Source organism: Pseudomonas arabinosi (assembly GCF_047758675.1).
GTDB classification, from domain to species: Bacteria; Pseudomonadota; Gammaproteobacteria; order Pseudomonadales; family Pseudomonadaceae; genus Aquipseudomonas; species Aquipseudomonas arabinosi.
This window is the reverse complement of the sequence record NZ_CP180480.1, coordinates 6,238,582-6,261,956: the sequence shown is the minus strand read 5'-3', so window position 1 is coordinate 6,261,956 and position 23,375 is coordinate 6,238,582. Positions and strand designations below refer to the sequence as shown.

Here is a 23,375-nt window from a genome sequence, read left to right as displayed (position 1 = left end):
CTTTGTCATTCCGTGTTACCGAATACCCCTAAATAGAAGCTTTTACCCCGTCATGTTGCTGAACATGGCCCTGCTTGGGCCTTGGGCGCTTGGCCTTTGCAGTGATATAGTTCGCCGCCAGTTCGGCCTGCCCGGGAGGTATGTGCTTTCGCCAGAAAGTCAGGCGTCCGAGTGAGAGGCTGCATCGCAAGGAGTTTAGATGAGTGCCGATAAAGCCTACGCGGTCGAGCTGAAGGGACTGACCTTCAAGCGCGGAACGCGCAGCATTTTCAATAACGTCGATATACGCATCCCGCGCGGCAAGGTCACCGGCATCATGGGGCCTTCCGGGTGTGGCAAGACTACGCTGTTGCGACTGATGGGCGCGCAGTTGCGGCCCACCAAAGGCGAAGTCTGGGTCAACGGGCAGAATCTGCCGAAGCTGTCGCGCAGTGATCTGTTCGATGCGCGCAAGCACATGGGCGTGCTGTTTCAGAGTGGCGCACTGTTCACCGATCTCGATGTGTTCGAGAACGTCGCCTTTCCGCTACGCGTTCATACCGAACTGCCGGAAGAAATGATCCGGGACATTGTCCTGCTCAAATTGCAGGCAGTGGGATTGCGTGGCGCCATCGACCTGATGCCTGACGAGTTGTCCGGCGGCATGAAGCGTCGTGTCGCTCTGGCCCGGGCGATTGCCCTTGATCCGCAAATCCTCATGTATGACGAGCCCTTTGTCGGCCAGGACCCCATCGCCATGGGTGTGCTGGTGCGCTTGATCCGCCTGCTCAACGATGCGCTGGGCATCACCAGTATCGTGGTCTCCCACGACCTGGCCGAGACCGCGAGCATCGCCGATTACATCTATGTCGTCGGTGAAGGCCAGGTGTTGGGGCAGGGTACTCCCGAGGAGCTGATGAACTCGCAGGAGCCACGCATCCGTCAATTCATGACAGGCGAGCCTGACGGTCCGGTCGCCTATCACTTTCCAGCGACGGATTACCGCGCAGATCTTCTGGGGCAGCGTTGATGCGCAAGATGTCACTAATAGAACGGGTTCGCCGGTTCGGCCACGCTGGCATTGACGTGCTGGGGGTGTTCGGCCGTTCGGCGATATTCCTGTTTCATGCTTTGCTTGGCCGCGGCGGCATTGGCGGCGGTTTTGGCTTGCTGATCAAGCAACTGCATTCGGTGGGCGTAATGTCCCTGGTGATCATCGTGGTCTCCGGGGTATTCATCGGCATGGTGCTGGCGCTGCAAGGCTTCAACATTCTATCCAGCTACGGTTCGGAGCAGGCGGTCGGCCAGATGGTTGCGCTGACGCTGTTGCGCGAACTGGGGCCCGTGGTCACGGCATTGCTGTTCGCCGGGCGCGCCGGTTCGGCCTTGACTGCCGAAATCGGCAACATGAAGTCCACCGAGCAGTTGTCCAGTCTGGAAATGATTGGTGTCGACCCGCTCAAGTACATCATTGCCCCGCGCCTGTGGGCCGGCTTCATTTCCCTTCCGGTGCTGGCGATGATCTTCAGCGTGGTGGGCATCTGGGGTGGTTCGTGGGTGGCCGTCGACTGGCTGGGTGTCTATGAAGGATCCTACTGGTCCAACATGCAGAACAGCGTGACCTTTGCAGACGATGTGCTTAACGGCATCATCAAAAGCATCGTTTTCGCCTTTGTCGTGACCTGGATTGCCGTATTCCAAGGCTATGACTGCGAGCCCACTTCCGAGGGGATCAGTCGTGCCACTACCAAGACCGTGGTGTATGCCTCTTTGGCAGTACTCGGCCTGGACTTTATTCTGACCGCCTTGATGTTTGGAGATTTCTGATGCAAAACCGCACCCTGGAAATCGGTGTCGGCCTTTTCTTGCTGGCTGGCATCCTGGCTTTGCTGTTGTTGGCGTTGCGGGTGAGTGGCCTGTCCCCGAGCGCAACCACCGACACTTATAAACTTTATGCGTATTTCGACAATATCGCCGGTTTGACTGTCAGAGCTAAAGTGACCATGGCCGGTGTGACCATCGGCAAGGTCACGGCAATCGATCTGGATCGCGACAGTTTCACCGGTCGAGTGACCATGCAGCTGGAAAAACGCGTAGATAACCTGCCGACCGACTCCACTGCATCTATCCTGACCGCTGGCCTGTTGGGCGAGAAGTACATCGGTCTCAGCGTGGGCGGCGAAGAAGGCTTGCTCAAGGATGGCTCAACCATCCACGACACACAGTCGTCGCTGGTACTCGAAGACCTGATCGGTAAATTTCTGCTCAATACCGTTAGTAAAGACGCCAAATGAGGAGCTTTTGAATGATCTCTAACTTGCGACGTGGCCTGTTGGTATTGCTCGCGGCCCTGCCGTTGATGGCTAACGCCGTGGCGGCGCCTTCCGCGCACGATATCGTGCAGGACACCACCAATCGGTTACTTGCCGATCTGGCGACCAATAAAGAGAAGTACAAGCAGGATCCGAAAGACTTTTATGCCGCGCTGGACAGCATCGTCGGACCCGTTGTAGATGCCGAGGGCATTTCCAAGAGCATCATGACGGTCAAATACTCGCGCAAAGCCACGCCTGCGCAAATGAAGACCTTTGAAGAAAACTTCAAAAAGGGTCTGTTCCAGTTCTATGGCAATGCTTTGCTCGAGTACAACAATCAGGGGATCGTCGTCGATCCTGCCAAGGATGAGTCGGGAGACCGTACAAGCGTTGCCATGACGGTCAAAGGCACCAACGGCGCGATCTATCCTGTGTCTTACACACTCGAAAAGATCAATGGCGAGTGGAAGCTGCGCAACGTAATCATTAACGGCATTAACATTGGCAAGCTGTTCCGTGATCAGTTCGCTGATGCGATGCAGCGCAATGGCAACGACCTGGACAAGACCATCAATGGTTGGGCCGGGGAAGTCGCCAAAGCCAAGGAAGCCAGCCAGAAGCAAACACCCGAGACGCAAGCTCAATGAGTGTGTCGGCCATTCGCATGAGCGAATCCGGCGAGCTGGCGCTTAGCGGCATGCTGGATTACCGCACTGGCCCCGGTTTGCGCAAGCAGGGGCAGGCGCTGATCAAATCCAGCAAGGCCGCTGCACTGGTGGTCGATTGCTCGGCAGTGTTGAAGTCCAGCAGTGTGGGCTTGTCGCTGCTGCTGTGCTTCATGCGTGATGCAGAGGCGGCCGGCAAGGCGCTGAGCATCCGCGGGATGCCAGAAGACATGCGCGAAATTGCTCAGGTCAGCGAATTGACCGAGCTGTTGGCGCATCCCTAACCGCATCTATAAAGAAGCCCCCCGTCAGAGTCCTGCTTCGCGGGGTTCGCAGGCGCGGGGCTTTTTTGTATGATGTCCGACCCGCGCGCACAGGGCGCCGATTGAGGTTGAGCATGCAGGCCGTAGAAGTGAAGAGCTTCCTTGAAGGAAAGCTGCCAGGAACCCTAGTAGAAGTCGAGGGCGAAGGCTGCAACTTTCAGCTGAACGTGATTAGCGATGAACTGGCGGCGTTGAGCCCGGTGAAGCGTCAGCAGCAGATCTATGCCCATTTGAACCCATGGATCACCGATGGCAGCATCCATGCGGTCACTATGAAATTTTTCAGCAGCGCGGCCTGGGCCGAGCGCACCTGAGCCCAAGGGCGTCGAGATTCTTATGGATAAATTGATAATTACCGGTGGCGTTCGTCTTGATGGCGAAATCCGCATCTCCGGGGCAAAGAACTCTGCCCTGCCGATCCTGGCTGCAACCTTGCTGTGCGATGGCCCGGTGACTGTTGCCAACCTGCCGCACCTGCACGACATCACCACCATGATCGAGCTGTTCGGTCGTATGGGCATCGAGCCGGTGATCGACGAGAAACTCAGCGTCGAAATCGACCCGCGCACCATCAAGACCCTGATCGCTCCGTACGAACTGGTGAAAACCATGCGTGCGTCGATCCTGGTGCTGGGCCCGATGGTTGCCCGTTTCGGTGAAGCCGAAGTCGCACTGCCTGGCGGTTGCGCCATCGGTTCGCGTCCGGTTGACCTGCACATCCGTGGTCTTGAAGCCATGGGCGCGGTCATCGACGTCGAAGGCGGCTACATCAAGGCCAAGGCGCCTGAAGGTGGCCTGCGCGGTGCGCACTTCTTCTTCGACACCGTCAGTGTGACCGGTACCGAAAACATCATGATGGCGGCCGCTCTGGCCAAGGGTCGCAGCGTTCTGGCAAACGCCGCTCGCGAACCTGAAGTCATCGACCTGGCGAACTTCCTGATCGCCATGGGCGCCAAGATCACTGGCGCCGGCACCGACACCATCACCATCGATGGCGTCGAGCGTCTGCACCCGACTACTTACAAAGTGATGCCTGACCGTATCGAGACCGGCACTTACCTGGTCGCTGCTGCCGTGACCGGCGGTCGTGTGAAGGTCAAGGACACCGATCCGACCATCCTCGAAGCCGTTCTTGAGAAACTCAAGGAATCGGGCGCCGAAATCACCTGCGGCGAAGACTGGATCGAGCTGAACATGCACGGCAAGCGGCCAAAAGCCGTTAACGTGCGCACCGCTCCGTACCCGGCCTTCCCGACCGACATGCAGGCACAGTTCATCTCCCTCAACGCCATTGCCGAAGGCACTGGTGCGGTGATCGAGACGATCTTCGAAAACCGCTTCATGCACGTTTACGAACTGCACCGCATGGGCGCTCACATCCAGGTCGAAGGCAACACCGCCATCGTTACCGGCATCGAAAAGCTCAAGGGCGCGCCAGTCATGGCCACCGACCTGCGTGCTTCGGCCAGCCTGGTGATCTCGGCGTTGATCGCTGAAGGTGACACCCTGATCGACCGCATCTACCACATCGACCGTGGTTACGAGTGCATCGAAGAGAAACTGCAGATGCTCGGCGCCAAGATCCGCCGCGTACCGGGCTAGTTTCTGCTGCATGGGCGCAGGGACGCGCCCGTTGAATTCGTTTCAAGTCGAGCCGGTTTCCGGCTCGATGTGTGTCCGGCGCCATTTGCGACCGGGCATGAGTACCTTGATAAGGACTGACGTTTCCCATGTTGACCATCGCACTGTCCAAGGGCCGCATCCTTGACGACACCCTGCCGCTTCTGGCTGAAGCGGGCATCGTGCCGACCGAGAATCCGGACAAGAGCCGCAAGCTGATCATCCCCACGACCCAGGCCGATGTACGTCTGCTGATCGTGCGCGCCACCGATGTGCCGACTTACGTCGAGCATGGTGCCGCTGACCTGGGCGTCGCCGGTAAAGATGTGCTGATGGAATATGGCGGCCAGGGCTTGTACGAGCCGTTGGACCTGCGAATTGCCCTCTGCAAGCTGATGACCGCTGGCCGTGTCGGCGATGTCGAGCCCAAGGGCCGCCTGCGTGTGGCGACCAAATTCGTCAACGTTGCCAAGCGCTACTACGCCGAACAGGGCCGTCAGGTCGACATCATCAAGCTCTATGGCTCGATGGAACTGGCGCCGCTGATCGGTCTGGCAGACAAGATCATCGACGTGGTCGACACCGGCAACACCCTGCGCGCCAATGGCCTGGAACCCCAGGATTTCATTGCCGACATCAGCTCCCGGCTGATCGTGAACAAAGCTTCGATGAAAATGCAGCACGCCCGTATCCAGGCGTTGATCGACACCCTGCGCAAGGCAGTGGAGTCTCGACACCGCGGCTGATTTACCTGCGCGACCTTGAGTCGCGCCGTCTATCCGCCTCATAGCCAGAATTCTCAGGTGCCCAAGCGGATCGGCTGCTAGTTTACGGCACCTGAGTTTTTTGCCATTCCTATGAGGCTCTCGCTATGACCGCACCGACTGCAATTCGCCGACTCAACGCTGCTGACCCGGATTTCGCACATCATCTGGATCATCTGCTGAGCTGGGAAAGTGTGTCTGACGACTCGGTCAATCAGCGGGTGCTGGACATCATCAAGGCCGTGCGCGAGCGTGGCGATGCGGCGCTGGTGGAATTCACCCAGAAGTTCGACGGCCTGCAGGTCGCGTCCATGGCGGACCTGATCCTGCCTCGTGAGCGCCTGGAACTGGCCCTGACCCGAATCACCGTGCCTCAGCGTGAAGCGCTGGAAAAAGCCGCGACCCGAGTCCGCAGCTACCACGAGAAACAGAAGCAGGATTCCTGGAGCTACACCGAAGCCGACGGCACCGTGCTGGGCCAGAAGGTCACGCCGCTGGATCGCGCCGGTCTGTACGTGCCGGGTGGCAAGGCGTCGTACCCGTCCTCGGTACTGATGAACGCGATTCCGGCCAAGGTGGCCGGTGTGACCGAAGTGGTCATGGTGGTGCCAACGCCGCGTGGCGAAATCAACGAGTTGGTGCTGGCCGCAGCCTGCATCGCCGGCGTCGACCGCGTGTTCACCATCGGCGGCGCTCAAGCGGTCGCCGCGCTGGCCTATGGCACCGAAAGCGTGCCGAAGGTCGACAAGGTGGTCGGTCCGGGCAACATCTACGTTGCCACCGCCAAGCGCCACGTGTTCGGCCAGGTCGGCATCGACATGATCGCCGGCCCATCCGAAATCCTCGTGGTCTGCGACGGCCAGACTGATCCGGACTGGATCGCCATGGACCTGTTCTCCCAGGCTGAGCACGACGAAGACGCCCAGGCGATTCTGGTCAGCCCGGACGCCGAGTTCCTCGACAAGGTCGCCGCCAGCATCGCCAAGTTGCTGCCGACCATGGAACGCGCCGAGATCATCGAAACCTCAATCAATGGCCGTGGTGCGTTGATCAAGGTCCGCGACATGGACCAAGCCATGGAAGTGGCCAACCGCATCGCGCCGGAACACCTTGAGTTGTCCGTTGCTGATCCGCAGGCCTGGCTGCCGAAGATTCGCCACGCTGGCGCGATCTTCATGGGCCGTCACACCTCCGAAGCCTTGGGCGACTACTGCGCCGGTCCAAACCACGTGTTGCCAACCTCCGGCACCGCGCGTTTCTCCTCGCCGCTGGGCGTGTACGACTTCCAGAAGCGCTCGTCGATCATCTTCTGCTCCGAGCAGGGGGCGTCGGAACTGGGCAAAACCGCTTCCGTGCTGGCCCGTGGCGAGTCGCTGACCGCTCACGCCCGCAGCGCCGAATACCGCATCGTTGACGACAAGAAGGGCAACTGACATGAGTAAATTCTGGAGTCCCTTCGTCAAGAATCTGGTGCCTTACGTGCCGGGCGAGCAGCCGAAACTGGCGAAACTGGTGAAGCTCAACACCAACGAAAACCCGTACGGTCCGTCGCCAAAAGCCTTGGCGGCGATGCAGACCGAACTGAACGACAATCTGCGTCTGTACCCGGACCCCAACAGCGATCTGCTGAAGAACGCCGTGGCCACGTATTACGGCGTGCAAAGCAACCAAGTGTTCCTCGGCAACGGTTCCGATGAAGTCCTGGCGCACATCTTTCACGGTTTGCTGCAACATGATAATCCGGTCCTGTTCCCGGACATCAGCTACAGCTTCTATCCGGTTTACTGCGGGTTGTACGGCATCGCCTTCGACGCGGTGCCGCTGGACGAGCAGTTCCAGATCAACCCGGCGGACTACGCCAAACCGAACGGCGGGATCATCTTTCCGAATCCGAACGCACCGACTGGCTGCCTGTTGGCGCTGGATGCCGTGGAGCAAATCCTCAAGGCCAGCCCGGATTCGGTGGTCGTGGTGGATGAGGCTTACATCGACTTCGGCGGTGAGACGGCGATCAGCCTGGTGGACCGTTATCCGAACCTGCTGGTGACCCAGACCCTGTCCAAGTCCCGTTCGCTGGCCGGCCTGAGGGTGGGGCTGGCGGTGGGGCATCCGGACCTGATCGAGGCGCTGGAGCGGATCAAGAACAGCTTCAACTCCTATCCGCTGGATCGTCTGGCGAATGTCGGTGCAGCCGCAGCGTTCGAAGATCGTGAGTACTTCGACAAGACCTGCCGGTTGGTCATCGAGAATCGTGAATGGGTCGTTACGCAATTGGAAGTGAAGGGCTTTGAAGTGTTGCCGTCGGCGGCGAACTTCATCTTCGCCCGTCATCCGAAACACGATGCGGCAGGGCTGGCGGCGAAGTTGCGTGAACAAGGCGTGATCGTTCGGCACTTCAAGCAGGAGCGGATTGCCCAGTTCCTGCGGATCTCGATTGGCACACCGGAGCAGAATCAGGCGTTGATCGACGGCCTGGGCGACCTCTAAACCACTCGATCCTGTGGGAGCGAGCTTGCTCGCGATGGCGATCTTACATTCAACATAGATACTGAATGTTATGGCCTCATCGCGAGCAGGCTCACTCCCACAGGGTTCTGTGGTTATTCGTGATGCGGTTCACCAAGGAACGTCAGTGAGCTGAATACCCCGCGCGTTGCCACATCCGGGTTGTCCTTCAGCGAAATCTCCATCTGCGCCGCAATCACATTCAACCCTTCATTACGCACCAATACTTGCGCCCGACCCTCTGCATCCGTCTCGGTGCTTAACGTATTCGGCGCGCTGCGATAGTCGCCCACCAGTTTCACACCCGCCGCCGGCTTACCGTCCAATAGCACTCGAACCGGTAACGATTTACCCGGCCCGACAGTCAGCGGATCAACCTCCGGCAAAATCAGCAATTTCATCTGATCAAGCTTCGGCAGTTTCGCCCCCGGCTGGTATATCGCCAGGCTGTACTTGAAGGTCTGGGTCGACTCAATGGCCCCCGGTACTTTGCTTCGTCCTTCGTTGATCCATTTTTTATCCGGCGTCTGTGACCACATGCCATTGTTCAGCGCCACGGCCATCACCGCCGGCGGTTTCAACGGCTGCAGGCGGGCGTGGTCGGCCAGCCGTTGCACATTCACCGGGATCATTTTGCCGCCGACGTCATAAGCCCACGCGCCACTGATTTTCTGCGCCTTGAAGGCGTTATCTTCGGCGCCGTGGCCGTAGATGACTTCGATGTTGCCGCGACGCTCTTCGGTCCAGAGACCGTGGGCCGAAACTTGGCTGGCACACAGCAGACTGAGTAGCGCCAGGGATTTCAGGTGTTGCATGGTGGACGTCCTTTTACAGATTGAGTGTGAGGCTGACGGTGAAATTGCGTGGCTCGCCGGGGTTGACCCAGTAGTTGCTGTAGGAGCGCTCGAAGTATTTCTCGTCGAAAAGGTTGTTCAGGTTCAGGCCGACAGTGACGTTTTCACTGGCCTTGTAATGGGCCAGCAGGTCGACGGTGTGGTAGGCCGGCAGTTCGAAATCGCTGCCGGCTTCACCCGAGCGATCACCGACGTAGGTGAACGCTGCACCAAGGTCCGAACCGCGCAAGTGGCCGTCCTGGAATTCATAAACGCCCAACAGACTGCCGCTGCGTTTGGCCACGCCGAGAATTCGGCTGCCGGCGGGAATGACTTTGTCGCCTTGGGTGACTTCGGCGTCGATGTAAGCGAAAGCACCGATCACTCGCACGGCGTCGGTCACTTGCCCAGTGACTTGCAGGTCGACACCCTGGCTGCGGGCCTTGCCCATGGCGCGGCTGGAATCGGTGCTCGGATCGAGCGCCAGGACGTTTTCCTTTTCGATATGGAAGGCGGCGAGGGTGGTGCTCAAGCGGTCGTCGAACAGCTCGCTCTTGATCCCGACTTCATAACCGACACCTTCTTCCGGATCGAAGGATTTGCCGGCGGCATCCAGGCCGTTGTTCGGCTTGAACGAGGTGGAGGCGTTGGCGAATAACCCCACTTCGGGCGTCAATTGGTAGAGCAGGCCAGCTCGCTGGGTCAGGGCATCGTGGCGCTGGCGGCTGGTCGCGTTGCGGCTGTGATCGTCGATGCTTTGTTCAAAGTGTTCGAAGCGCGCACCGATCATGCCGCGCAGTTTGTCGGTGAAAACGATCTGGTCCTGAAGGTTCAGTGCCTGGCTTTCGACATGCTCGAAGAGATCGGTCCCGGAGCGTGCGCCATTGGGTTTCGGCTGGCCGTATATCGGCCGATAGATATCGATGGCGTACGGGCCACCGGCAACGGTCGTGACCCGTTCGTTCTTGCGGAAATTCTCGTATTCGCTGCCGATCAGCAGTTCGTGTTGCCAACTGCCAATGTAGAATAAACCGCGCAATTCGAGTTGGGTGATGCTGTCATGCCAGTTGGTATCGCGCTCGCGATAGCGACGGTTGACGGTGTGGCCGTCGGCGTTCAAGGGACGGTTTTCTGAGGCGAAGCCCCAGAGTTTGCCTTCCTTGTAATGGCTGGCGAGGCGCAGTTTCCAGCGGTCGTTAAGCTGATGTTCGAGGGCGGCTTGCAGCAGATTGTTGTGGTTGTCGATGTTGCCGTCGTTGGGTTCGCCAAGGAAGGTCGAACGGGAGACGCCGCTCCATTTATTGTTCGGCGCGACGATACCTCGATCGAATGTCGAGCTGTGGCGAACGAATTCGCTCTCCACCAACAGGCTGGTGTCCGGGTTCAGTTGCCAACTGAAGGAAGGCGCAACGAACACACGCTGGCTGTCGACATGATCGCGGAAGCTGTGGTTGTCCTCGACGGCCAGGTTGACCCGGGACAGAACGTTGCCGTCATCATCCAGCGGCGTATTGACGTCCACGGCGGTGCGATAGCGATCCCAACTGCCGGCGCTGGTTTGCAGTGTGGTGAAGGCTTCGGGCTGGGGTTTCTTGGTGACGATGTTCACCGTACCGCCCGGATCGCCACGACCATAGAGGCTGGCGGCCGGTCCTTTGAGCACTTCGATACGTTCGATATTGGCCACGTCCGGCGTGCTCGGATAGCCACGGTTGGCGCTGAAACCGTCCTTGTAAAACTCCGAGGTGGTGAAGCCGCGCACGCTGTATTCGTAAAGCGTCAGGCCGCCGAAGTTGTTCTGCTTCGACACGCCACCGGCAAAATCCAGCGCGCGTTCGACGCTGGTGCTGCCCAGGTCATTGAGCACACTGACGGGAATCACGCTGATTGATTGCGGGATGTCGCGGATCGCGGTATCGGTTTTGGTCGCGCTGGAAGACCGCGTGGCGCGGTAGCCCTGGACCGGGCCGGTGGGCGATTCGTAGTCGGAGGTGACGCTGATGGCGTCCAGTTCGAGGGGGCCGGGCTCTTCGGCGAAGACCGGATCCCCCAGCAGGCCGAGGGCAAGACTTGCCACGGAAGCCATTGTTCGAGACGACATGTTATGTTGTTCCAATAGAGTTATTGAAACAATATAACATGTCTAATGAGAATGTCTGCTGTTAGCCCGAGATCCTCGGGCTGGCGTCAGTTTTCTTCTTTCTCTTTAACCGGCGCCGGTGGTGGACGCAGACCGATCTCAGCCGTGAGCTTCAGCTCTTTGCCGTTGCGCATCACCTGGATCGTGACCTTGTCGGTCGGTTTGATCCGCGCGACCTGGTTCATCGAACGACGACCATCGCCGGCCGGTTCGCCGTCGATGCTGAGGATCACGTCACCCAATTGCAGGCCGGCCTTCTGTGCAGGGCCGTCACGGAAAATCCCCGCGACCACAATGCCCGGGCGCCCCGACAGACCAAACGATTCCGCCAGTTCCTGGCTCAACGGCTGTACTTCGATGCCGAGCCAGCCGCGAATCACCTGGCCGTGTTCGATAATCGACTTCATCACTTCCATGGCCAGTTTCACGGGGATTGCGAAACCGATGCCCTGCGAACCGCCGGACTTGGAGAAGATCGCCGTGTTGATGCCGGTCAGGTTGCCGTTGGCATCCACCAGCGCGCCGCCGGAGTTGCCGGGGTTGATCGCCGCGTCGGTCTGAATGAAGTCTTCGTAGTTGTTCAAGCCCAGCTGATTACGCCCGGTGGCGCTGATGATGCCCATGGTCACGGTCTGGCCGACACCGAACGGGTTGCCGATAGCCAGAGCTACGTCGCCGATGCGGATGTTGTCGGAACGCCCGACAGTGATCGATGGAAGATTCTTCAGGTCGATCTTCAGGACCGCGAGGTCGGTTTCCGGGTCGCTGCCGATCACTCGGGCCAGGGTTTCACGACCGTCCTTGAGCGCCACCACGATCTGGTCGGCGCCGCTGGTCACATGGTTGTTGGTCAGCAGGTAACCTTCCGGGCTCATGATCACGCCGGAGCCGAGGCTCGACTCCATGCGCTTCTGTTTGGGCGAGTTATCGCCGAAGAAGCGGCGGAACTGCGGATCCTCGAACAGCGGATGGTTCGGTTTGTTGATGACTTTGGTGGTGTACAGGTTGACCACCGACGGCGCGGCCGTGGTCACCGCGTCAGCATAGGACACAGGGCCTTGTTGCATGGTGGTGGTTTGCGGGGCTTGCTGCATGTTGACGTCGAGGCTCGGGAGCCCGACCCACTGCGGGTAACGCTGGATGATTAACAGAGCAATAAGCACGCCGGCCAACAGCGGCCAGCCGGAAAAACGCAGCGCCTTGAGCATTAAGCACGTCCTGAGAGGTTGCAGGCGGTATGAGACCGCCCATAATGTCGCGCATTATACGAGGCGAAGCGTGCCTCTGAACGGGATATTTAGGAGTCTTTTATGGCCGTCGCCCTGAGCACCCTGGTCGAAGAAGCCGACCGTTACCTTAACAGTGCAAAGATTGCCGATTACTGCCCCAACGGGTTGCAGGTCGAAGGCCGGCCGCAGGTCATGCGCATCGTCAGTGGCGTCACCGCCAGCCAGGCGTTGCTCGACGCCGCTGTGGAAGCCCGCGCCGACCTGGTGCTGGTGCATCACGGCTATTTCTGGAAGGGCGAAAATCCGTGCATCACCGGCATGAAGCAGCGTCGGTTGAAAACCCTGCTCAAGCACGATATCAGCCTGTTGTCCTACCATCTGCCGCTGGATCTGCACCCGGAAGTCGGCAATAACGTTCAGCTGGCACGTCAGCTCGATATCACCGTCGAAGGCCCATTGGATCCAGACAATCTCAAAGTGGTCGGCCTGGTCGGTTCATTGAACGAGCCGGTAACGGCCCGCGATTTTGCCCGTCGCGTACAAGAAGTCATGGGCCGCGAGCCGTTGCTGATCGAAGGCAGCGAGATGATTCGCCGCGTTGGCTGGTGCACCGGTGGCGGTCAGGGTTACATCGATCAGGCCGTACTGGCTGGCGTCGACTTGTACCTCAGCGGTGAGGCGTCCGAGCAGACCTTCCACAGCGCCCGGGAAAACGACATCAGCTTCATCGCCGCTGGCCATCACGCGACCGAGCGCTATGGCGTGCAGGCACTCGGGGATTATCTGGCACGGCGCTTTGCCCTCGAACATATCTTCATCGATTGCCCCAATCCCATCTGAATCACCCCCTATCCACTGTGGGAGTGAGCCTGCTCGCGATGGCTGCGTCACATTCGACATTGAGGTGACTGGCACACCGCTATCGCGAGCAGGCTCACTCCCACAGGACCCAGTACACCCGAACGGGCAGGTATATTCATATACCCTTTCGATCTAGCTCACGTCCTGATTAGAAGAGGTCGCTGTGCTAGGATTCCTCGCTCGAACACGGCCCGCTGGCCGTCCATAAGATCGTTTTCGTGAGTAGCCATGGTCGACAAACTGACGCATCTGAAACAGCTGGAGGCCGAAAGCATCCACATCATCCGCGAGGTCGCCGCCGAGTTCGATAACCCGGTGATGCTGTACTCCGTCGGTAAAGACTCCGCCGTGATGCTGCACCTTGCGCGTAAGGCATTCTTCCCGGGCAAACTGCCGTTCCCGGTGATGCACGTCGACACCCGGTGGAAGTTCAAGGAGATGTACGCGTTCCGCGACCGCATGGTCGAAGAACTCGGCCTTGACCTGCTGGTACACGTGAATCCCGATGGCGTCGCGCAGGGCATCAACCCGCTGACCCACGGCAGTGCCAAGCACACCGACATCATGAAAACCGAAGGCTTGAAACAAGCCCTCGACAAGTACGGCTTCGACGCCGCTTTCGGTGGTGCCCGTCGTGACGAAGAGAAATCCCGTGCCAAAGAGCGCGTGTATTCCTTCCGCGATACCAAGCACCGCTGGGACCCGAAAAACCAGCGTCCCGAGTTGTGGAACGTCTACAACGGCAAGGTCAACAAGGGCGAATCGATCCGTGTTTTCCCGTTGTCGAACTGGACCGAACTGGACATCTGGCAGTACATCTACCTCGAAGGCATCCCGATCGTGCCGCTGTATTTCGCCGCCGAGCGCGACGTTATCGAGATGAATGGCACCTGGATCATGATCGACGACGAACGCCTGCTCAATCACCTGAGCGATGAAGACAAGGCGCGCATCGTCAAGAAGAAGGTCCGCTTCCGTACACTCGGCGACTACCCGTTGACCGGTGCGGTCGAGTCCGAGGCTACCAGCCTGACCGACATCATTCAGGAAATGCTCCTGACGCGAACTTCCGAACGCCAGGGCCGGGTCATCGATCACGATGGCGCAGGCTCGATGGAAGAAAAGAAACGTCAGGGTTATTTCTAAGGGGTTGTCATGTCGCACGCATCTGATTTGATCAGCGAGGACATCCTCGCCTACCTGGGCCAGCACGAACGCAAGGAAATGCTGCGCTTTCTGACCTGTGGCAACGTCGACGACGGCAAGAGCACCCTGATCGGGCGCCTGCTGCACGACTCCAAAATGATCTACGAAGATCATCTGGAAGCCATTACCCGCGACTCGAAAAAAGTCGGCACCACCGGCGATGACATCGACCTGGCATTGCTGGTCGACGGCCTGCAGGCCGAGCGTGAGCAGGGCATCACCATCGATGTCGCTTACCGTTACTTCTCCACCGCCAAGCGTAAATTCATCATCGCCGACACCCCTGGCCATGAGCAGTACACCCGCAACATGGCCACCGGTGCGTCCACCTGTGACCTGGCGATCATCCTGGTCGACGCCCGTTACGGCGTGCAGACCCAGACCCGTCGCCACAGCTTCATCGCCTCGTTGCTAGGCATCAAACACATCGTTGTCGCCATCAACAAGATGGACCTCAACGGCTTCGACGAAACAGTCTTCGAGTCGATCAAGGCCGATTACCTGAAGTTCGCCGAAGGCATCGCGTTCAAGCCGACCACCATGGCGTTCGTACCGATGTCTGCCCTCAAGGGCGACAACGTGGTGAACAAGTCCGAGCGCTCGCCGTGGTACACCGGCCAGTCGCTGATGGAAATTCTCGAGACCGTCGAGATCGCCAACGACCGCAACTACACCGACCTGCGTTTCCCGGTGCAGTACGTCAACCGTCCGAACCTGAACTTCCGTGGTTTCGCCGGCACCCTGGCCAGCGGCGTCGTGCACAAGGGCGACGAAGTCGTTGTGCTGCCGTCGGGCAAGAGCAGCCGTGTGAAATCCATCGTCACCTTCGAAGGTGAGCTGGAGCACGCCGGTCCTGGTCAAGCGGTGACGCTGACCATGGAAGACGAGATCGACATCTCGCGCGGCGACTTGCTGGTGCACGCCGACAACCAGCCGCAAGTGACTGACGCCTTCGACGCCATGCTGGTGTGGATGGCTGAAGAGCCGATGCTGCCCGGCAAGAAATACGACATCAAGCGCGCCACGAGTTACGTGCCGGGTTCGATCACCAGCATCGTCAACCGCGTTGACGTGAACACCCTGGAAGAAGGTCCGGCCAGTTCGCTCAACCTGAACGAGATCGGTCGGGTCAAGGTCAGCCTCGACGCGGCCATCGCGCTGGACGGTTACGCGAGCAACCGCACCACGGGTTCGTTCATCGTCATTGATCGTTTGACCAATGGCACCGTCGCCGCCGGCATGATCATCGCTCAGCCGTTGAGCCATGGCACCAGCACGCATCACGGCAAACTGGCCCATGTGGCCACTGAAGAACGCGCCCAGCGCTTCGGCCAGCAACCGGCCACCGTGTTGTTCAGCGGTTTGTCGGGCGCCGGCAAAAGCACCCTGGCTTACGCCGTTGAACGCAAGCTGTTCGACATGGGCCGTGCGGTGTTTGTGCTCGATGGCCAGAACCTGCGTCATGACCTGAACAAAGGTCTGCCACAGGATCGTGCCGGGCGTACCGAGAACTGGCGTCGTGCGGCGCACGTTGCGCGTCAGTTCAACGAAGCCGGTTTGCTGACACTGGCAGCCTTCGTTGCGCCGAGTGCCGAAGGTCGTGAACAGGCCCGGGAGCTGATCGGCAAGGAACGTCTGCTGACGGTCTACGTCCAGGCCTCGCCAACAGTCTGTGCCGAGCGTGACCCACAAGGCCTGTACGCGGCGGCCGGGGATAACATCCCGGGCGATTCCTTCCCGTACGACGTGCCGCTGGACGCCGACCTCGTGGTCGACACACAGTCGCTGTCGCTGGAAGAAAGCGTCAAGCAAGTGCTGGATCTGCTGCGCCAGCGTGGCGCGATCTAAGCGTTAGCCGTTAATAAAAAACCCGTCGATGAGTGATCATCGGCGGGTTTTTTTGTGCCTCTGAAACCGCCATCGCGAGCAAGCTCGCTCCCACAGTGGTTCTGCGTCGTACACAAATCCAGTGTGGGAGCGAGCTTGCTCGCGATGAGGCCAGTCCAGACACATCAAGACTTGCCCGGATACTCGCGATGCATCTGCCCCAGCAACGCATCCTTGTCCTGCCACAACTGGTTGATCCAGCCCTGAAACTGCAATCGATACTCCCCGTCCTGGTCGTAGTTCTTGCCGATGAACTGCGGTGGAATCTTCAGCTCCTGAAAATGCACCACCACATCCTTCACGTTCCCACAGAGCAAATCCCAGTAACCGGGACGCCCGGCCGGGTAGTGAATGGTCACGTTGACGATGGCTTCCAGCTGCTCACCCATGGCATCCAGCACAAACGCAATGCCGCCCGCCTTGGGCTTGAGCAGATGCTTGAACGGCGATTTCTGCTGGGCATGCTTGCCGTCGGTGAAACGCGTGCCTTCGACGAAGTTGAAAATCCCCACCGGGTTATGGCGGAACTTGTCGCAGGTCTTGCGAGTGGTTTCCAGGTCTTTGCCTTTCTTCTCCGGGTGCTTTTCCAGGTAGGCCTTGGAGTAGCGCTTCATGAACGGAAAGCCGAGCGCCCACCACGCCAGACCAATTACCGGGACCCAGATCAGTTCCTGTTTGAGGAAGAACTTCAGCGGGCGAATCTTCCGGTTCAGCACGTACTGCAACACCATGATGTCGACCCAGCTCTGGTGGTTGCTGGTGATCAAATACGAGTGCTGATAGTCCAGACCTTCCAGGCCGCTGAGCGTCCAGCGCGTGTGCCCCAGCAGGTCCATCCAGGCCTTGTTGTTGCTGATCCAGGCTTCGTGGATGTGGCTCATCAGCCAATCGGTAAAACGCTGGGCGGCGGGGAAGGGTAGCAGCAGTTTGAAGATCGCCACGATGAACAGCGGTGTGCAGCAGGCAATCGTGTTCAGCGCCAACAGCAGCGAGGCAATGATGCCTCGCAGCGGTGCAGGTAGGGAATCCAGCATTTAAAGATCCAAAGGTCGGTTGGCAGCTTGAATCGCGGTCAACGCGATGGTGTAGACGATGTCGTCAACTTGCGCGCCGCGCGGCAGGTCGTTCACTGGTTTGCGCAGGCCTTGCAGCATTGGCCCGAGGCTGACGCAGTCGGCGCTGCGCTGCACGGCTTTGTGGGTGGTGTTGCCGGTGTTCAGGTCGGGGAACACGAACACTGTGGCGCGACCGGCGACCTGGCTGTTCGGCGCCAGTTGCCGGGCAACGGTTTCGTTGGCAGCGGCGTCGTACTGCAATGGGCCGTCGATCAGCAGCGAGTTCTGTTGTTCATGGGCGAGCAACGTCGCTTCGCGGACCTTCTCGACTTCTTCACCGGTGGCCGATTCACCGCTGGAGTAGCTGATCATCGCCACGCGCGGGGTGATGCCGAAGGCGGCTGCCGAGTCGGCGCTTTGCAGCGCGATTTCGGCCAGTTCGCTGGCGCTCGGGTGCGGGTTCATCACGCAGTCGCCGTAGACCAGAACCTCTTCGGGAAACAGCATGAAGAACACTGACGACACCAGCGTGCAACCCGGCGCTGTTTTAATCAGCTGCAGGGCCGGGCGGATGGTGTTGGCGGTGGAGTGAATGACCCCGGACACCAATCCGTCGACCTCATCCAGCGCCAGCATCATGGTGCCGATCACCACGGTGTCTTCCAGTTGCTGCTCGGCCATCGGCGCGTTGAGGCTTTTGGTTTTGCGCAGGGCAACCATCGGCTCGACGTAGCGCTCGCGGATCAAGTCCGGGTCGAGAATCTCCAGCCCCGGCGGCAACTCGATACCTTGGGCGCGGGCGACGGCTTCGACGTCTGCCGGTTTCGCCAGCAAGACACAACGGGCAATGCCGCGCGCCTGACAGATCGCTGCGGCTTGCACGGTCAACGGCTCGCTGCCTTCGGGCAGGACGATGCGTTTGTTGGCAGCCTGGGCGCGCTGGATCAATTGATAACGGAACACGGCGGGCGACAGGCGCATTTCCCGTGGCGTGCCGCAGCGTTGGTGCAGCCACTTGGCGTCGAGGTGGCTGGCGACGAAATCGGTGATGATCTCCGCGCGCTCGCGGTCGTCGATCGGGATTTCCTTGTTCAAACCGTTCAACTGGTTGGCGGTTTCGTAGGAGCCGGTGCTCACCGACAACACCGGCAGGCCAGCCTGCAGCGCGCCACGACAGAGGTCCATGATGCGCGGGTCGGGCAGGGTGTCGCTGGTCAGCAACAGGCCGGCCAGCGGCACGCCGTTCATGGCCGCGAGGCTGACGGCAAGGATGATGTCGTCGCGATCGCCGGGCGTCACCACCAGCACGCCGGGCTTGAGCAGCTCCACGGTGTTGCGCATGGTGCGGGCGCAGATGATGATTTTGGTCATGCGCCGGGTTTCGTAATCACCGGCATTGAGAATCTGCGCGCCCATCAGATCGGCGACGTCGCGGGTGCGCGGGGCGTTCAATTCCGGCTGGAACGGGATGCAACCCAGCAGACGGAAATCGCCACTGCGCAGCAACGGTGAGTGTTCCTTCAAACGCGAAGCGAAAGCCTCCATGCTCTCGTCGGTTTTGACCTTGTTGAGGATCACGCCGAGGACTTTCGGGTCTTTCGGACCGCCGAACAATTGCGCCTGCAATTCCACTCGGCCGGACAGTTCGGTCAGCACTTCGTTTTCCGGCGCCGAGACCAGGATCACTTCAGCGTCGAGGCTTTTCGCCAAATGCAGATTGACCCGCGCGGCGTAACTGGCGCTGCGGGTCGGGACCATGCCTTCGACGATCAGCACATCCTTGCCGACTGCCGCCTGCTGATAGAGGGTGATGATTTCTTCGAGCAGCTCATCCAGCTGACCGTCGCCGAGCATGCGTTCGACGTGCGCCAGACCAAGCGGCTGAGGCGGTTTCAAACCGTGAGTGCGCGCCACCAGTTCGGTAGACCGTTCAGGCCCGGTGTCACCCGGATGCGGCTGGGCAATCGGTTTGAAAAAGCCGACCTTGAGGCCGGCCCGCTCAAGGGTACGCACCAGCCCGAGGCTGATGGAGGTCAGACCCACACCAAAATCGGTGGGCGCGATAAAAAAAGTTTGCATGCGGATTCTCTGGAGGTGCATGGCAATGGTGACGACCTATGTCTGGCCGTTTACCGAAATTCAGTCGCCAAGGTTATCGCTAACCGAGCCTTGTGCGCACCAACCGCAATCAAAGGGCTGGCCTATTTTTTCAATACGTTGCGCGGGGTCCAGGACCCAGGCGCGCGATTGCCACGGTGGCTGGTGGCGCAGGTGCTGGGTGTGACCGCAGGAAAGCTCGGCCACCCAATGCCCGTCCTCATCCTGATGGAAGCCTGTGACCGTCGAGCCTTTCGCCGTCACCCGTCTGTCCGGGTTGTGTTCGCTTTCGGGCGATTGCTTCGCTAAACTTGGCCATTCTTCATTCTTATGCAAAAGGTCTCGCCCCATGCTGATCGCCGCCAATAAGGCTGTCTCCATCGACTATACCCTGACCAACGACGCCGGTGAGGTCATCGACAGCTCCGCCGGCGGCGCGCCGCTGGTCTACCTGCAAGGCGCAGGTAACATCATTCCGGGCCTGGAAAAGGCTCTGGAAGGCAAAGCAGTCGGTGACGAGCTGACCGTAGCCGTAGAACCTGAAGATGCCTACGGCGAATACGCTGCCGAACTGGTCAGCACGTTGAGCCGCAGCATGTTCGAAGGCGTCGACGAACTGGAAGTGGGCATGCAGTTCCACGCATCCGCTCCGGACGGCCAGATGCAGATCGTCACCATTCGCGATCTGGACGGCGACGATGTTACCGTCGACGGCAACCACCCGTTGGCCGGTCAGCGCCTGAATTTCCAGGTCAAGATCATCGACATCCGTGATGCCAGCCAGGAAGAAATCGCTCATGGTCACGTCCATGGCGAAGGTGGCCATCACCACTGATTTTCTGCGCTAAGCTTTCGAGTACTGGAGAGGCGCCCGAGGGGCGCCTTTTTAGTCCGCGGCTGTCCCTGGTGACACCGCCAAGTGGCTGTTTCGAGAAGAACACGGGAATCTGGAGTTCGTCATGAGTGCTTTTCACGACCTTAAATTGACAGCCCTGGATGGTCAGGAGCTACCGCTGGCACCCCTCAAGGGGCATGTCGTGCTTGTGGTCAACGTCGCCTCCAAATGTGGCTTGACCCCACAATACGCGGCGCTGGAAAACCTCTACCAGAAATACAAGGGCCAGGGCTTCAGCGTGTTGGGCCTGCCGTGCAACCAGTTTGCCGGGCAGGAACCGGGCTCCGAGCAAGAGATCCAGGATTTCTGCAGCCTCAACTATGGCGTGACCTTTCCGTTGTCCAGCAAGCTGGAAGTCAACGGTCACGATCGTCATCAGCTGTACCGTCTGCTGGCGGGTGAGGGTGCTGAATTTCCCGGTGACATTACCTGGAACTTCGAAAAATTCCTGCTAGGCAAGGATGGTCGCGTGCTGGCGCGGTTCTCGCCGCGAACGGCGCCGGATGATCCGACGGTCGTTAATGCGATTGAAAAAGCCTTGAGCTGAACCAAAAAAATCGCAGCCACCGAGCTGCGATTTTTTATGCCTGCCTTTTGAACCTTTATCACCACAATCAATAGTGCTGTGCATTGCTTGTCGCCCAGCATATTATCGCCGTCATAAAATCTATGTCCCGTCGATACCGTTTCCGTGGAGCGTCCCATGCCCGTCAAAGCCCTGTTCAAACCGTTCCACCTCGGCACCCTTGAATTGCCGACCCGCGTCGTCATGGCGCCGATGACCCGTTCGTTTTCACCGGGTGGCGTTCCCAATTCCAAAGTGATCGAGTACTACCGTCGTCGCGCTGCCGCAGGTGTCGGCCTGATCATCACTGAAGGCACCACCGTCGGCCACAAGGCTTCCAACGGTTACCCGAACGTGCCGCATTTCTACGGCGAAGCTGCATTGGCCGGCTGGAAAAAAGTGGTCGACGCAGTTCACGCTGAAGGCGGCAAGATCGTTCCGCAGCTGTGGCATGTCGGCAGCGTGCGTCGCATCGGCACCGAGCCGGACGCCAGCGTGCCGGGTTACGGTCCGTCGGAGAAATTGAAGGACGGTCAGGTCGTGGTTCACGGCATGACCAAACAAGATATCCAGGACGTGATCGCCGCGTTTGCCCAGGCCGCCAAAGATGCCCAGAGCATCGGCATGGACGGCGTGGAAATTCACGGTGCCCACGGCTACCTCGTGGACCAGTTCTTCTGGGACGGCAGCAACCAGCGCACCGACGAATATGGCGGCAACCTGGCTAACCGTTCGCGTTTCGCCATCGAGCTGATTCAAGCGGTGCGTGCAGCAGTCGGCGAGGGTTTCCCGATCATCTTCCGTTTCTCTCAGTGGAAGCAGCAGGATTACACCGCGCGTCTGGTGCAAACCCCGGAAGCGTTGGGCGAATTCCTCAAGCCGTTGTCCGACGCCGGCGTGGATATTTTCCACTGCTCGACGCGCCGTTTCTGGGAGCCGGAGTTCGACGGTTCCGAGCTGAACCTGGCCGGCTGGACCCGCAAACTCACTGGCAAGCCGACCATCACCGTGGGCAGCGTTGGCCTGGACGGCGAGTTCCTGCAGTTCATGGTCAACACCGACAAGATCGCGCAGCCGGCCAGCCTGGAAAAACTGCTGGAGCGTTTGAACAATGATGAGTTCGACCTGGTGGCCGTCGGTCGTGCGTTGCTGGTGGACCCGGACTGGGCGCAGAAAGTGCGTGACGGCCGTGAAGAAGACATCCTGCCGTTCAGCCGTGAGGCGTTGATGACCCTGGTTTAAGCCGAGGATCAATGCTTGAGGCAAGCGGGGCCTGACAGGCCCCGCGCAACTGCCCTTCAAACTGCTCGATAATCGCTGCCCACCCCTGGCGACTCGCATGCTGACGCGCATTAAGCCGCACGCAGCGCAAGGTTTCGCGCTTCTCCAACAGCCAACACGCCGCATCGCAGAACGCCTCTTCGTCCCCCGGCATCGCCAGTACGCCGTTGTAGCCATGGCGGATGTGCTGAGCCGCCGCCGCTTGATCGTAGGCCACCACACCCAAACCCGAAGCCAGTGCCTCAAGCACGACATTGCCGAAGGTTTCGGTCAGGCTTGGAAACAGAAACACATCCCCCGACGCGTAGTGACTGGCCAAGGCTTCGCCGCGTTGTGAACCACAGAAAATCGCCTCGGGCAGTTCTTTCTCCAGGACCGCTCGTTGCGGGCCGTCGCCGATCACGATCAACTTCAGGTTTTTCTGTGGATAAGTCGTACGCAGCCTTTCGAAACTGCGCTTGAGCAAGCCGAGATTTTTCTCCGGTGCCAGGCGACCTACATGGATGACGGCAATGTCACTCTCGGCCAACCCCCACTGTTCGCGTAGCGACGTCAGCCGCTTGGTCGGGTGAAACAACTGGCTGTCGACCCCACGCGACAGCAACGCCAGGCGCTCGAAATGCCGGCGCTCCAATTCCATTCTTTGGCTCACGCTCGGCACCAGGGTCAAGGTCGAGCGATTGTGAAACCAGCGCAGGTAGTGGGTCAGCAATCGCGTCAGCAGTCCAAGCCCATACTGACTGGAGTACTGCTGGAAATTGGTGTGAAAGCCGCTGACCACCGAAATCCCCAAGCGCCGCGCCGCGCGTAACGCGGACAATCCCAGCGGTCCTTCCGTGGCGATATACAACACGTCCGGCCGATGACGCTTCCAGCGCCGCAACAGCTTGTGCATCGACGACTGACCCCATTGCAAGCCGGGATATCCCGGTAGCGGCCAGCCCCGACATAGCAACAACGCATCGTCGCTGCCCAGCTGCTGATCGCAACCCTGACGCGGTCGCACCAACTCCACTTGATGCCCGCGCGCGCGCAAGCCGTCGTACAAGCGGCCGAGGGTATTGGCCACTCCGTTGATTTCGGGAGGGAAGGTTTCGGTGATCAGGGTGATATGCAGAGCTGTCGTCATGACCTCAGTGTCGACTGAGGCCATGT

At 59.6% G+C, this 23,375-nt stretch carries 23 protein-coding genes; 16 read left to right on the top strand and 7 right to left on the bottom strand.

What is annotated here, in order from left to right; all coding sequences use genetic code 11:
* Positions 1-199 precede the first annotated feature (199 nt).
* From ACMXYJ_RS29125 to hisC, 10 genes are all read left to right on the top strand, one after another.
* Positions 200-1,009 (top strand): ATP-binding cassette domain-containing protein, encoded by an 810-nt coding sequence (locus tag ACMXYJ_RS29125; RefSeq protein WP_008150748.1) that lies wholly within the window; start codon positions 200-202, stop codon positions 1,007-1,009.
* Positions 1,009-1,806 (top strand): lipid asymmetry maintenance ABC transporter permease subunit MlaE, encoded by a 798-nt coding sequence (mlaE, locus tag ACMXYJ_RS29120; protein ID WP_415757924.1) that lies wholly within the window; start codon positions 1,009-1,011, stop codon positions 1,804-1,806. Before ACMXYJ_RS29125 ends, mlaE begins: the two co-directional genes overlap by 1 nt.
* Positions 1,806-2,273 (top strand): outer membrane lipid asymmetry maintenance protein MlaD, encoded by a 468-nt coding sequence (gene mlaD / locus ACMXYJ_RS29115; RefSeq protein WP_008150743.1) that lies wholly within the window; start codon positions 1,806-1,808, stop codon positions 2,271-2,273. The genes mlaE and mlaD overlap by 1 nt, the downstream gene beginning before the upstream one ends.
* Positions 2,274-2,284: 11 nt before the next feature.
* Positions 2,285-2,941 (top strand): MlaC/ttg2D family ABC transporter substrate-binding protein, encoded by a 657-nt coding sequence (locus ACMXYJ_RS29110; RefSeq protein WP_415757923.1) that lies wholly within the window; start codon positions 2,285-2,287, stop codon positions 2,939-2,941.
* Entirely contained in the window at positions 2,938-3,243 is a 306-nt protein-coding gene (locus ACMXYJ_RS29105) for an STAS domain-containing protein (RefSeq protein ID WP_076028637.1), read from the top strand. Before ACMXYJ_RS29110 ends, ACMXYJ_RS29105 begins: the two co-directional genes overlap by 4 nt.
* Before the next feature lie 113 nt (positions 3,244-3,356).
* Complete coding sequence (locus ACMXYJ_RS29100; RefSeq protein WP_007912386.1) at positions 3,357-3,596, top strand: BolA family protein; 240 nt, start codon at positions 3,357-3,359, stop codon at positions 3,594-3,596.
* 22 nt (positions 3,597-3,618) lie between these two features.
* Entirely contained in the window at positions 3,619-4,884 is a 1,266-nt protein-coding gene (gene murA / locus ACMXYJ_RS29095; protein ID WP_046052892.1) for a UDP-N-acetylglucosamine 1-carboxyvinyltransferase, read from the top strand.
* Between the two features lie 128 nt (positions 4,885-5,012).
* Positions 5,013-5,648 carry an ATP phosphoribosyltransferase gene (gene hisG / locus ACMXYJ_RS29090; RefSeq protein ID WP_007901570.1) on the top strand — a complete coding sequence of 212 codons (636 nt, stop codon included), beginning with the start codon at positions 5,013-5,015 and terminating at the stop codon, positions 5,646-5,648.
* A gap of 125 nt (positions 5,649-5,773) precedes the next feature.
* Positions 5,774-7,099 carry a histidinol dehydrogenase gene (gene hisD, locus ACMXYJ_RS29085; RefSeq protein WP_415757922.1) on the top strand — a complete coding sequence of 442 codons (1,326 nt, stop codon included), beginning with the start codon at positions 5,774-5,776 and terminating at the stop codon, positions 7,097-7,099.
* A gap of 1 nt (position 7,100) precedes the next feature.
* A complete protein-coding gene (gene hisC / locus ACMXYJ_RS29080; protein ID WP_415757921.1) occupies positions 7,101-8,153 on the top strand; it encodes a histidinol-phosphate transaminase in 1,053 nt (350 codons plus the stop codon).
* A gap of 113 nt (positions 8,154-8,266) precedes the next feature.
* On the opposite strand, the gene ACMXYJ_RS29075 is transcribed toward hisC, so the two are convergent.
* The 3 genes from ACMXYJ_RS29075 to algW form a co-directional block, all read right to left on the bottom strand.
* Positions 8,267-8,986, bottom strand: coding sequence for a DUF4198 domain-containing protein (locus ACMXYJ_RS29075; protein WP_415757920.1), 720 nt, complete (start codon positions 8,984-8,986; stop codon positions 8,267-8,269).
* A gap of 13 nt (positions 8,987-8,999) precedes the next feature.
* On the bottom strand, positions 9,000-11,105 hold the full coding sequence (locus tag ACMXYJ_RS29070) for a TonB-dependent siderophore receptor (protein WP_415757919.1): 2,106 nt from the start codon (positions 11,103-11,105) through the stop codon (positions 9,000-9,002).
* A gap of 86 nt (positions 11,106-11,191) precedes the next feature.
* Complete coding sequence (algW, locus tag ACMXYJ_RS29065; RefSeq protein WP_415757918.1) at positions 11,192-12,352, bottom strand: Do family serine endopeptidase AlgW; 1,161 nt, start codon at positions 12,350-12,352, stop codon at positions 11,192-11,194.
* Positions 12,353-12,454: 102 nt separating this feature from the next.
* On the opposite strand from algW, the gene ACMXYJ_RS29060 reads away from it, so the two are divergent.
* The 3 genes from ACMXYJ_RS29060 to cysN all read left to right on the top strand — a co-directional run bounded on the left by ACMXYJ_RS29060 (position 12,455) and on the right by cysN (position 16,288).
* Positions 12,455-13,213: a Nif3-like dinuclear metal center hexameric protein gene (locus tag ACMXYJ_RS29060; protein WP_415757917.1), complete on the top strand. Its 759-nt coding sequence runs from the start codon at positions 12,455-12,457 to the stop codon at positions 13,211-13,213.
* Between the two features lie 249 nt (positions 13,214-13,462).
* Positions 13,463-14,380 carry a sulfate adenylyltransferase subunit CysD gene (gene cysD, locus ACMXYJ_RS29055; protein ID WP_305504569.1) on the top strand — a complete coding sequence of 306 codons (918 nt, stop codon included), beginning with the start codon at positions 13,463-13,465 and terminating at the stop codon, positions 14,378-14,380.
* A 9-nt stretch (positions 14,381-14,389) separates the two neighbouring features.
* On the top strand, positions 14,390-16,288 hold the full coding sequence (cysN, locus tag ACMXYJ_RS29050; RefSeq protein WP_415757916.1) for a sulfate adenylyltransferase subunit CysN: 1,899 nt from the start codon (positions 14,390-14,392) through the stop codon (positions 16,286-16,288).
* A 164-nt stretch (positions 16,289-16,452) separates the two neighbouring features.
* Here the strand turns inward: cysN and ACMXYJ_RS29045 are convergent, their stop codons facing one another.
* From ACMXYJ_RS29045 to ACMXYJ_RS29035, 3 genes are read right to left on the bottom strand one after another with little or no spacing between them, the layout of a single operon-like run.
* Positions 16,453-17,361: an acyltransferase gene (locus ACMXYJ_RS29045; protein ID WP_415757915.1), complete on the bottom strand. Its 909-nt coding sequence runs from the start codon at positions 17,359-17,361 to the stop codon at positions 16,453-16,455.
* The gene (gene pta, locus ACMXYJ_RS29040; RefSeq protein ID WP_415757914.1) at positions 17,362-19,461 is read right to left on the bottom strand and encodes a phosphate acetyltransferase; all 2,100 of its coding nucleotides are present in this window, start codon (positions 19,459-19,461) and stop codon (positions 17,362-17,364) included.
* 60 nt (positions 19,462-19,521) lie between these two features.
* The gene (locus ACMXYJ_RS29035) at positions 19,522-19,860 is read right to left on the bottom strand and encodes a DUF3565 domain-containing protein (protein WP_033058229.1); all 339 of its coding nucleotides are present in this window, start codon (positions 19,858-19,860) and stop codon (positions 19,522-19,524) included.
* On the opposite strand from ACMXYJ_RS29035, the gene ACMXYJ_RS29030 reads away from it, so the two are divergent.
* The 3 genes from ACMXYJ_RS29030 (at position 19,829) to ACMXYJ_RS29020 (ending at position 22,181) form a co-directional block, all read left to right on the top strand.
* Positions 19,829-20,314 (top strand): FKBP-type peptidyl-prolyl cis-trans isomerase, encoded by a 486-nt coding sequence (locus ACMXYJ_RS29030; RefSeq protein WP_007901600.1) that lies wholly within the window; start codon positions 19,829-19,831, stop codon positions 20,312-20,314. The genes ACMXYJ_RS29035 and ACMXYJ_RS29030 overlap by 32 nt on opposite strands.
* Before the next feature lie 124 nt (positions 20,315-20,438).
* A complete protein-coding gene (locus ACMXYJ_RS29025) occupies positions 20,439-20,921 on the top strand; it encodes a glutathione peroxidase (protein WP_415757913.1) in 483 nt (160 codons plus the stop codon).
* Between the two features lie 156 nt (positions 20,922-21,077).
* Positions 21,078-22,181, top strand: a complete 1,104-nt coding sequence (locus tag ACMXYJ_RS29020) for an NADH:flavin oxidoreductase (RefSeq protein ID WP_415757912.1) — start codon at positions 21,078-21,080, stop codon at positions 22,179-22,181.
* Here the strand turns inward: ACMXYJ_RS29020 and ACMXYJ_RS29015 are convergent.
* Positions 22,150-23,373, bottom strand: coding sequence for a glycosyltransferase family 4 protein (locus ACMXYJ_RS29015; RefSeq protein WP_415757911.1), 1,224 nt, complete (start codon positions 23,371-23,373; stop codon positions 22,150-22,152). The two genes, ACMXYJ_RS29020 and ACMXYJ_RS29015, sit on opposite strands and share 32 nt — an antisense overlap.
* Between the last annotated feature and the right edge of the window lie 2 nt (positions 23,374-23,375).

Coding starts and splice junctions, on each gene's coding strand:
- ACMXYJ_RS29125 (WP_008150748.1), top strand. CDS start 200: ATGAGTGCCGATAAAGCCTACGCGGTCGAGCTGAAGGGACTGACCTTC.
- mlaE (WP_415757924.1), top strand. CDS start 1,009: ATGCGCAAGATGTCACTAATAGAACGGGTTCGCCGGTTCGGCCACGCT.
- mlaD (WP_008150743.1), top strand. CDS start 1,806: ATGCAAAACCGCACCCTGGAAATCGGTGTCGGCCTTTTCTTGCTGGCT.
- ACMXYJ_RS29110 (WP_415757923.1), top strand. CDS start 2,285: ATGATCTCTAACTTGCGACGTGGCCTGTTGGTATTGCTCGCGGCCCTG.
- ACMXYJ_RS29105 (WP_076028637.1), top strand. CDS start 2,938: ATGAGTGTGTCGGCCATTCGCATGAGCGAATCCGGCGAGCTGGCGCTT.
- ACMXYJ_RS29100 (WP_007912386.1), top strand. CDS start 3,357: ATGCAGGCCGTAGAAGTGAAGAGCTTCCTTGAAGGAAAGCTGCCAGGA.
- murA (WP_046052892.1), top strand. CDS start 3,619: ATGGATAAATTGATAATTACCGGTGGCGTTCGTCTTGATGGCGAAATC.
- hisG (WP_007901570.1), top strand. CDS start 5,013: ATGTTGACCATCGCACTGTCCAAGGGCCGCATCCTTGACGACACCCTG.
- hisD (WP_415757922.1), top strand. CDS start 5,774: ATGACCGCACCGACTGCAATTCGCCGACTCAACGCTGCTGACCCGGAT.
- hisC (WP_415757921.1), top strand. CDS start 7,101: ATGAGTAAATTCTGGAGTCCCTTCGTCAAGAATCTGGTGCCTTACGTG.
- ACMXYJ_RS29075 (WP_415757920.1), bottom strand. CDS start 8,986: ATGCAACACCTGAAATCCCTGGCGCTACTCAGTCTGCTGTGTGCCAGC.
- ACMXYJ_RS29070 (WP_415757919.1), bottom strand. CDS start 11,105: ATGTCGTCTCGAACAATGGCTTCCGTGGCAAGTCTTGCCCTCGGCCTG.
- algW (WP_415757918.1), bottom strand. CDS start 12,352: ATGCTCAAGGCGCTGCGTTTTTCCGGCTGGCCGCTGTTGGCCGGCGTG.
- ACMXYJ_RS29060 (WP_415757917.1), top strand. CDS start 12,455: ATGGCCGTCGCCCTGAGCACCCTGGTCGAAGAAGCCGACCGTTACCTT.
- cysD (WP_305504569.1), top strand. CDS start 13,463: ATGGTCGACAAACTGACGCATCTGAAACAGCTGGAGGCCGAAAGCATC.
- cysN (WP_415757916.1), top strand. CDS start 14,390: ATGTCGCACGCATCTGATTTGATCAGCGAGGACATCCTCGCCTACCTG.
- ACMXYJ_RS29045 (WP_415757915.1), bottom strand. CDS start 17,361: ATGCTGGATTCCCTACCTGCACCGCTGCGAGGCATCATTGCCTCGCTG.
- pta (WP_415757914.1), bottom strand. CDS start 19,461: ATGCAAACTTTTTTTATCGCGCCCACCGATTTTGGTGTGGGTCTGACC.
- ACMXYJ_RS29030 (WP_007901600.1), top strand. CDS start 19,829: ATGCTGATCGCCGCCAATAAGGCTGTCTCCATCGACTATACCCTGACC.
- ACMXYJ_RS29035 (WP_033058229.1), bottom strand. CDS start 19,860: ATGGAGACAGCCTTATTGGCGGCGATCAGCATGGGGCGAGACCTTTTG.
- ACMXYJ_RS29025 (WP_415757913.1), top strand. CDS start 20,439: ATGAGTGCTTTTCACGACCTTAAATTGACAGCCCTGGATGGTCAGGAG.
- ACMXYJ_RS29020 (WP_415757912.1), top strand. CDS start 21,078: ATGCCCGTCAAAGCCCTGTTCAAACCGTTCCACCTCGGCACCCTTGAA.
- ACMXYJ_RS29015 (WP_415757911.1), bottom strand. CDS start 23,373: ATGGCCTCAGTCGACACTGAGGTCATGACGACAGCTCTGCATATCACC.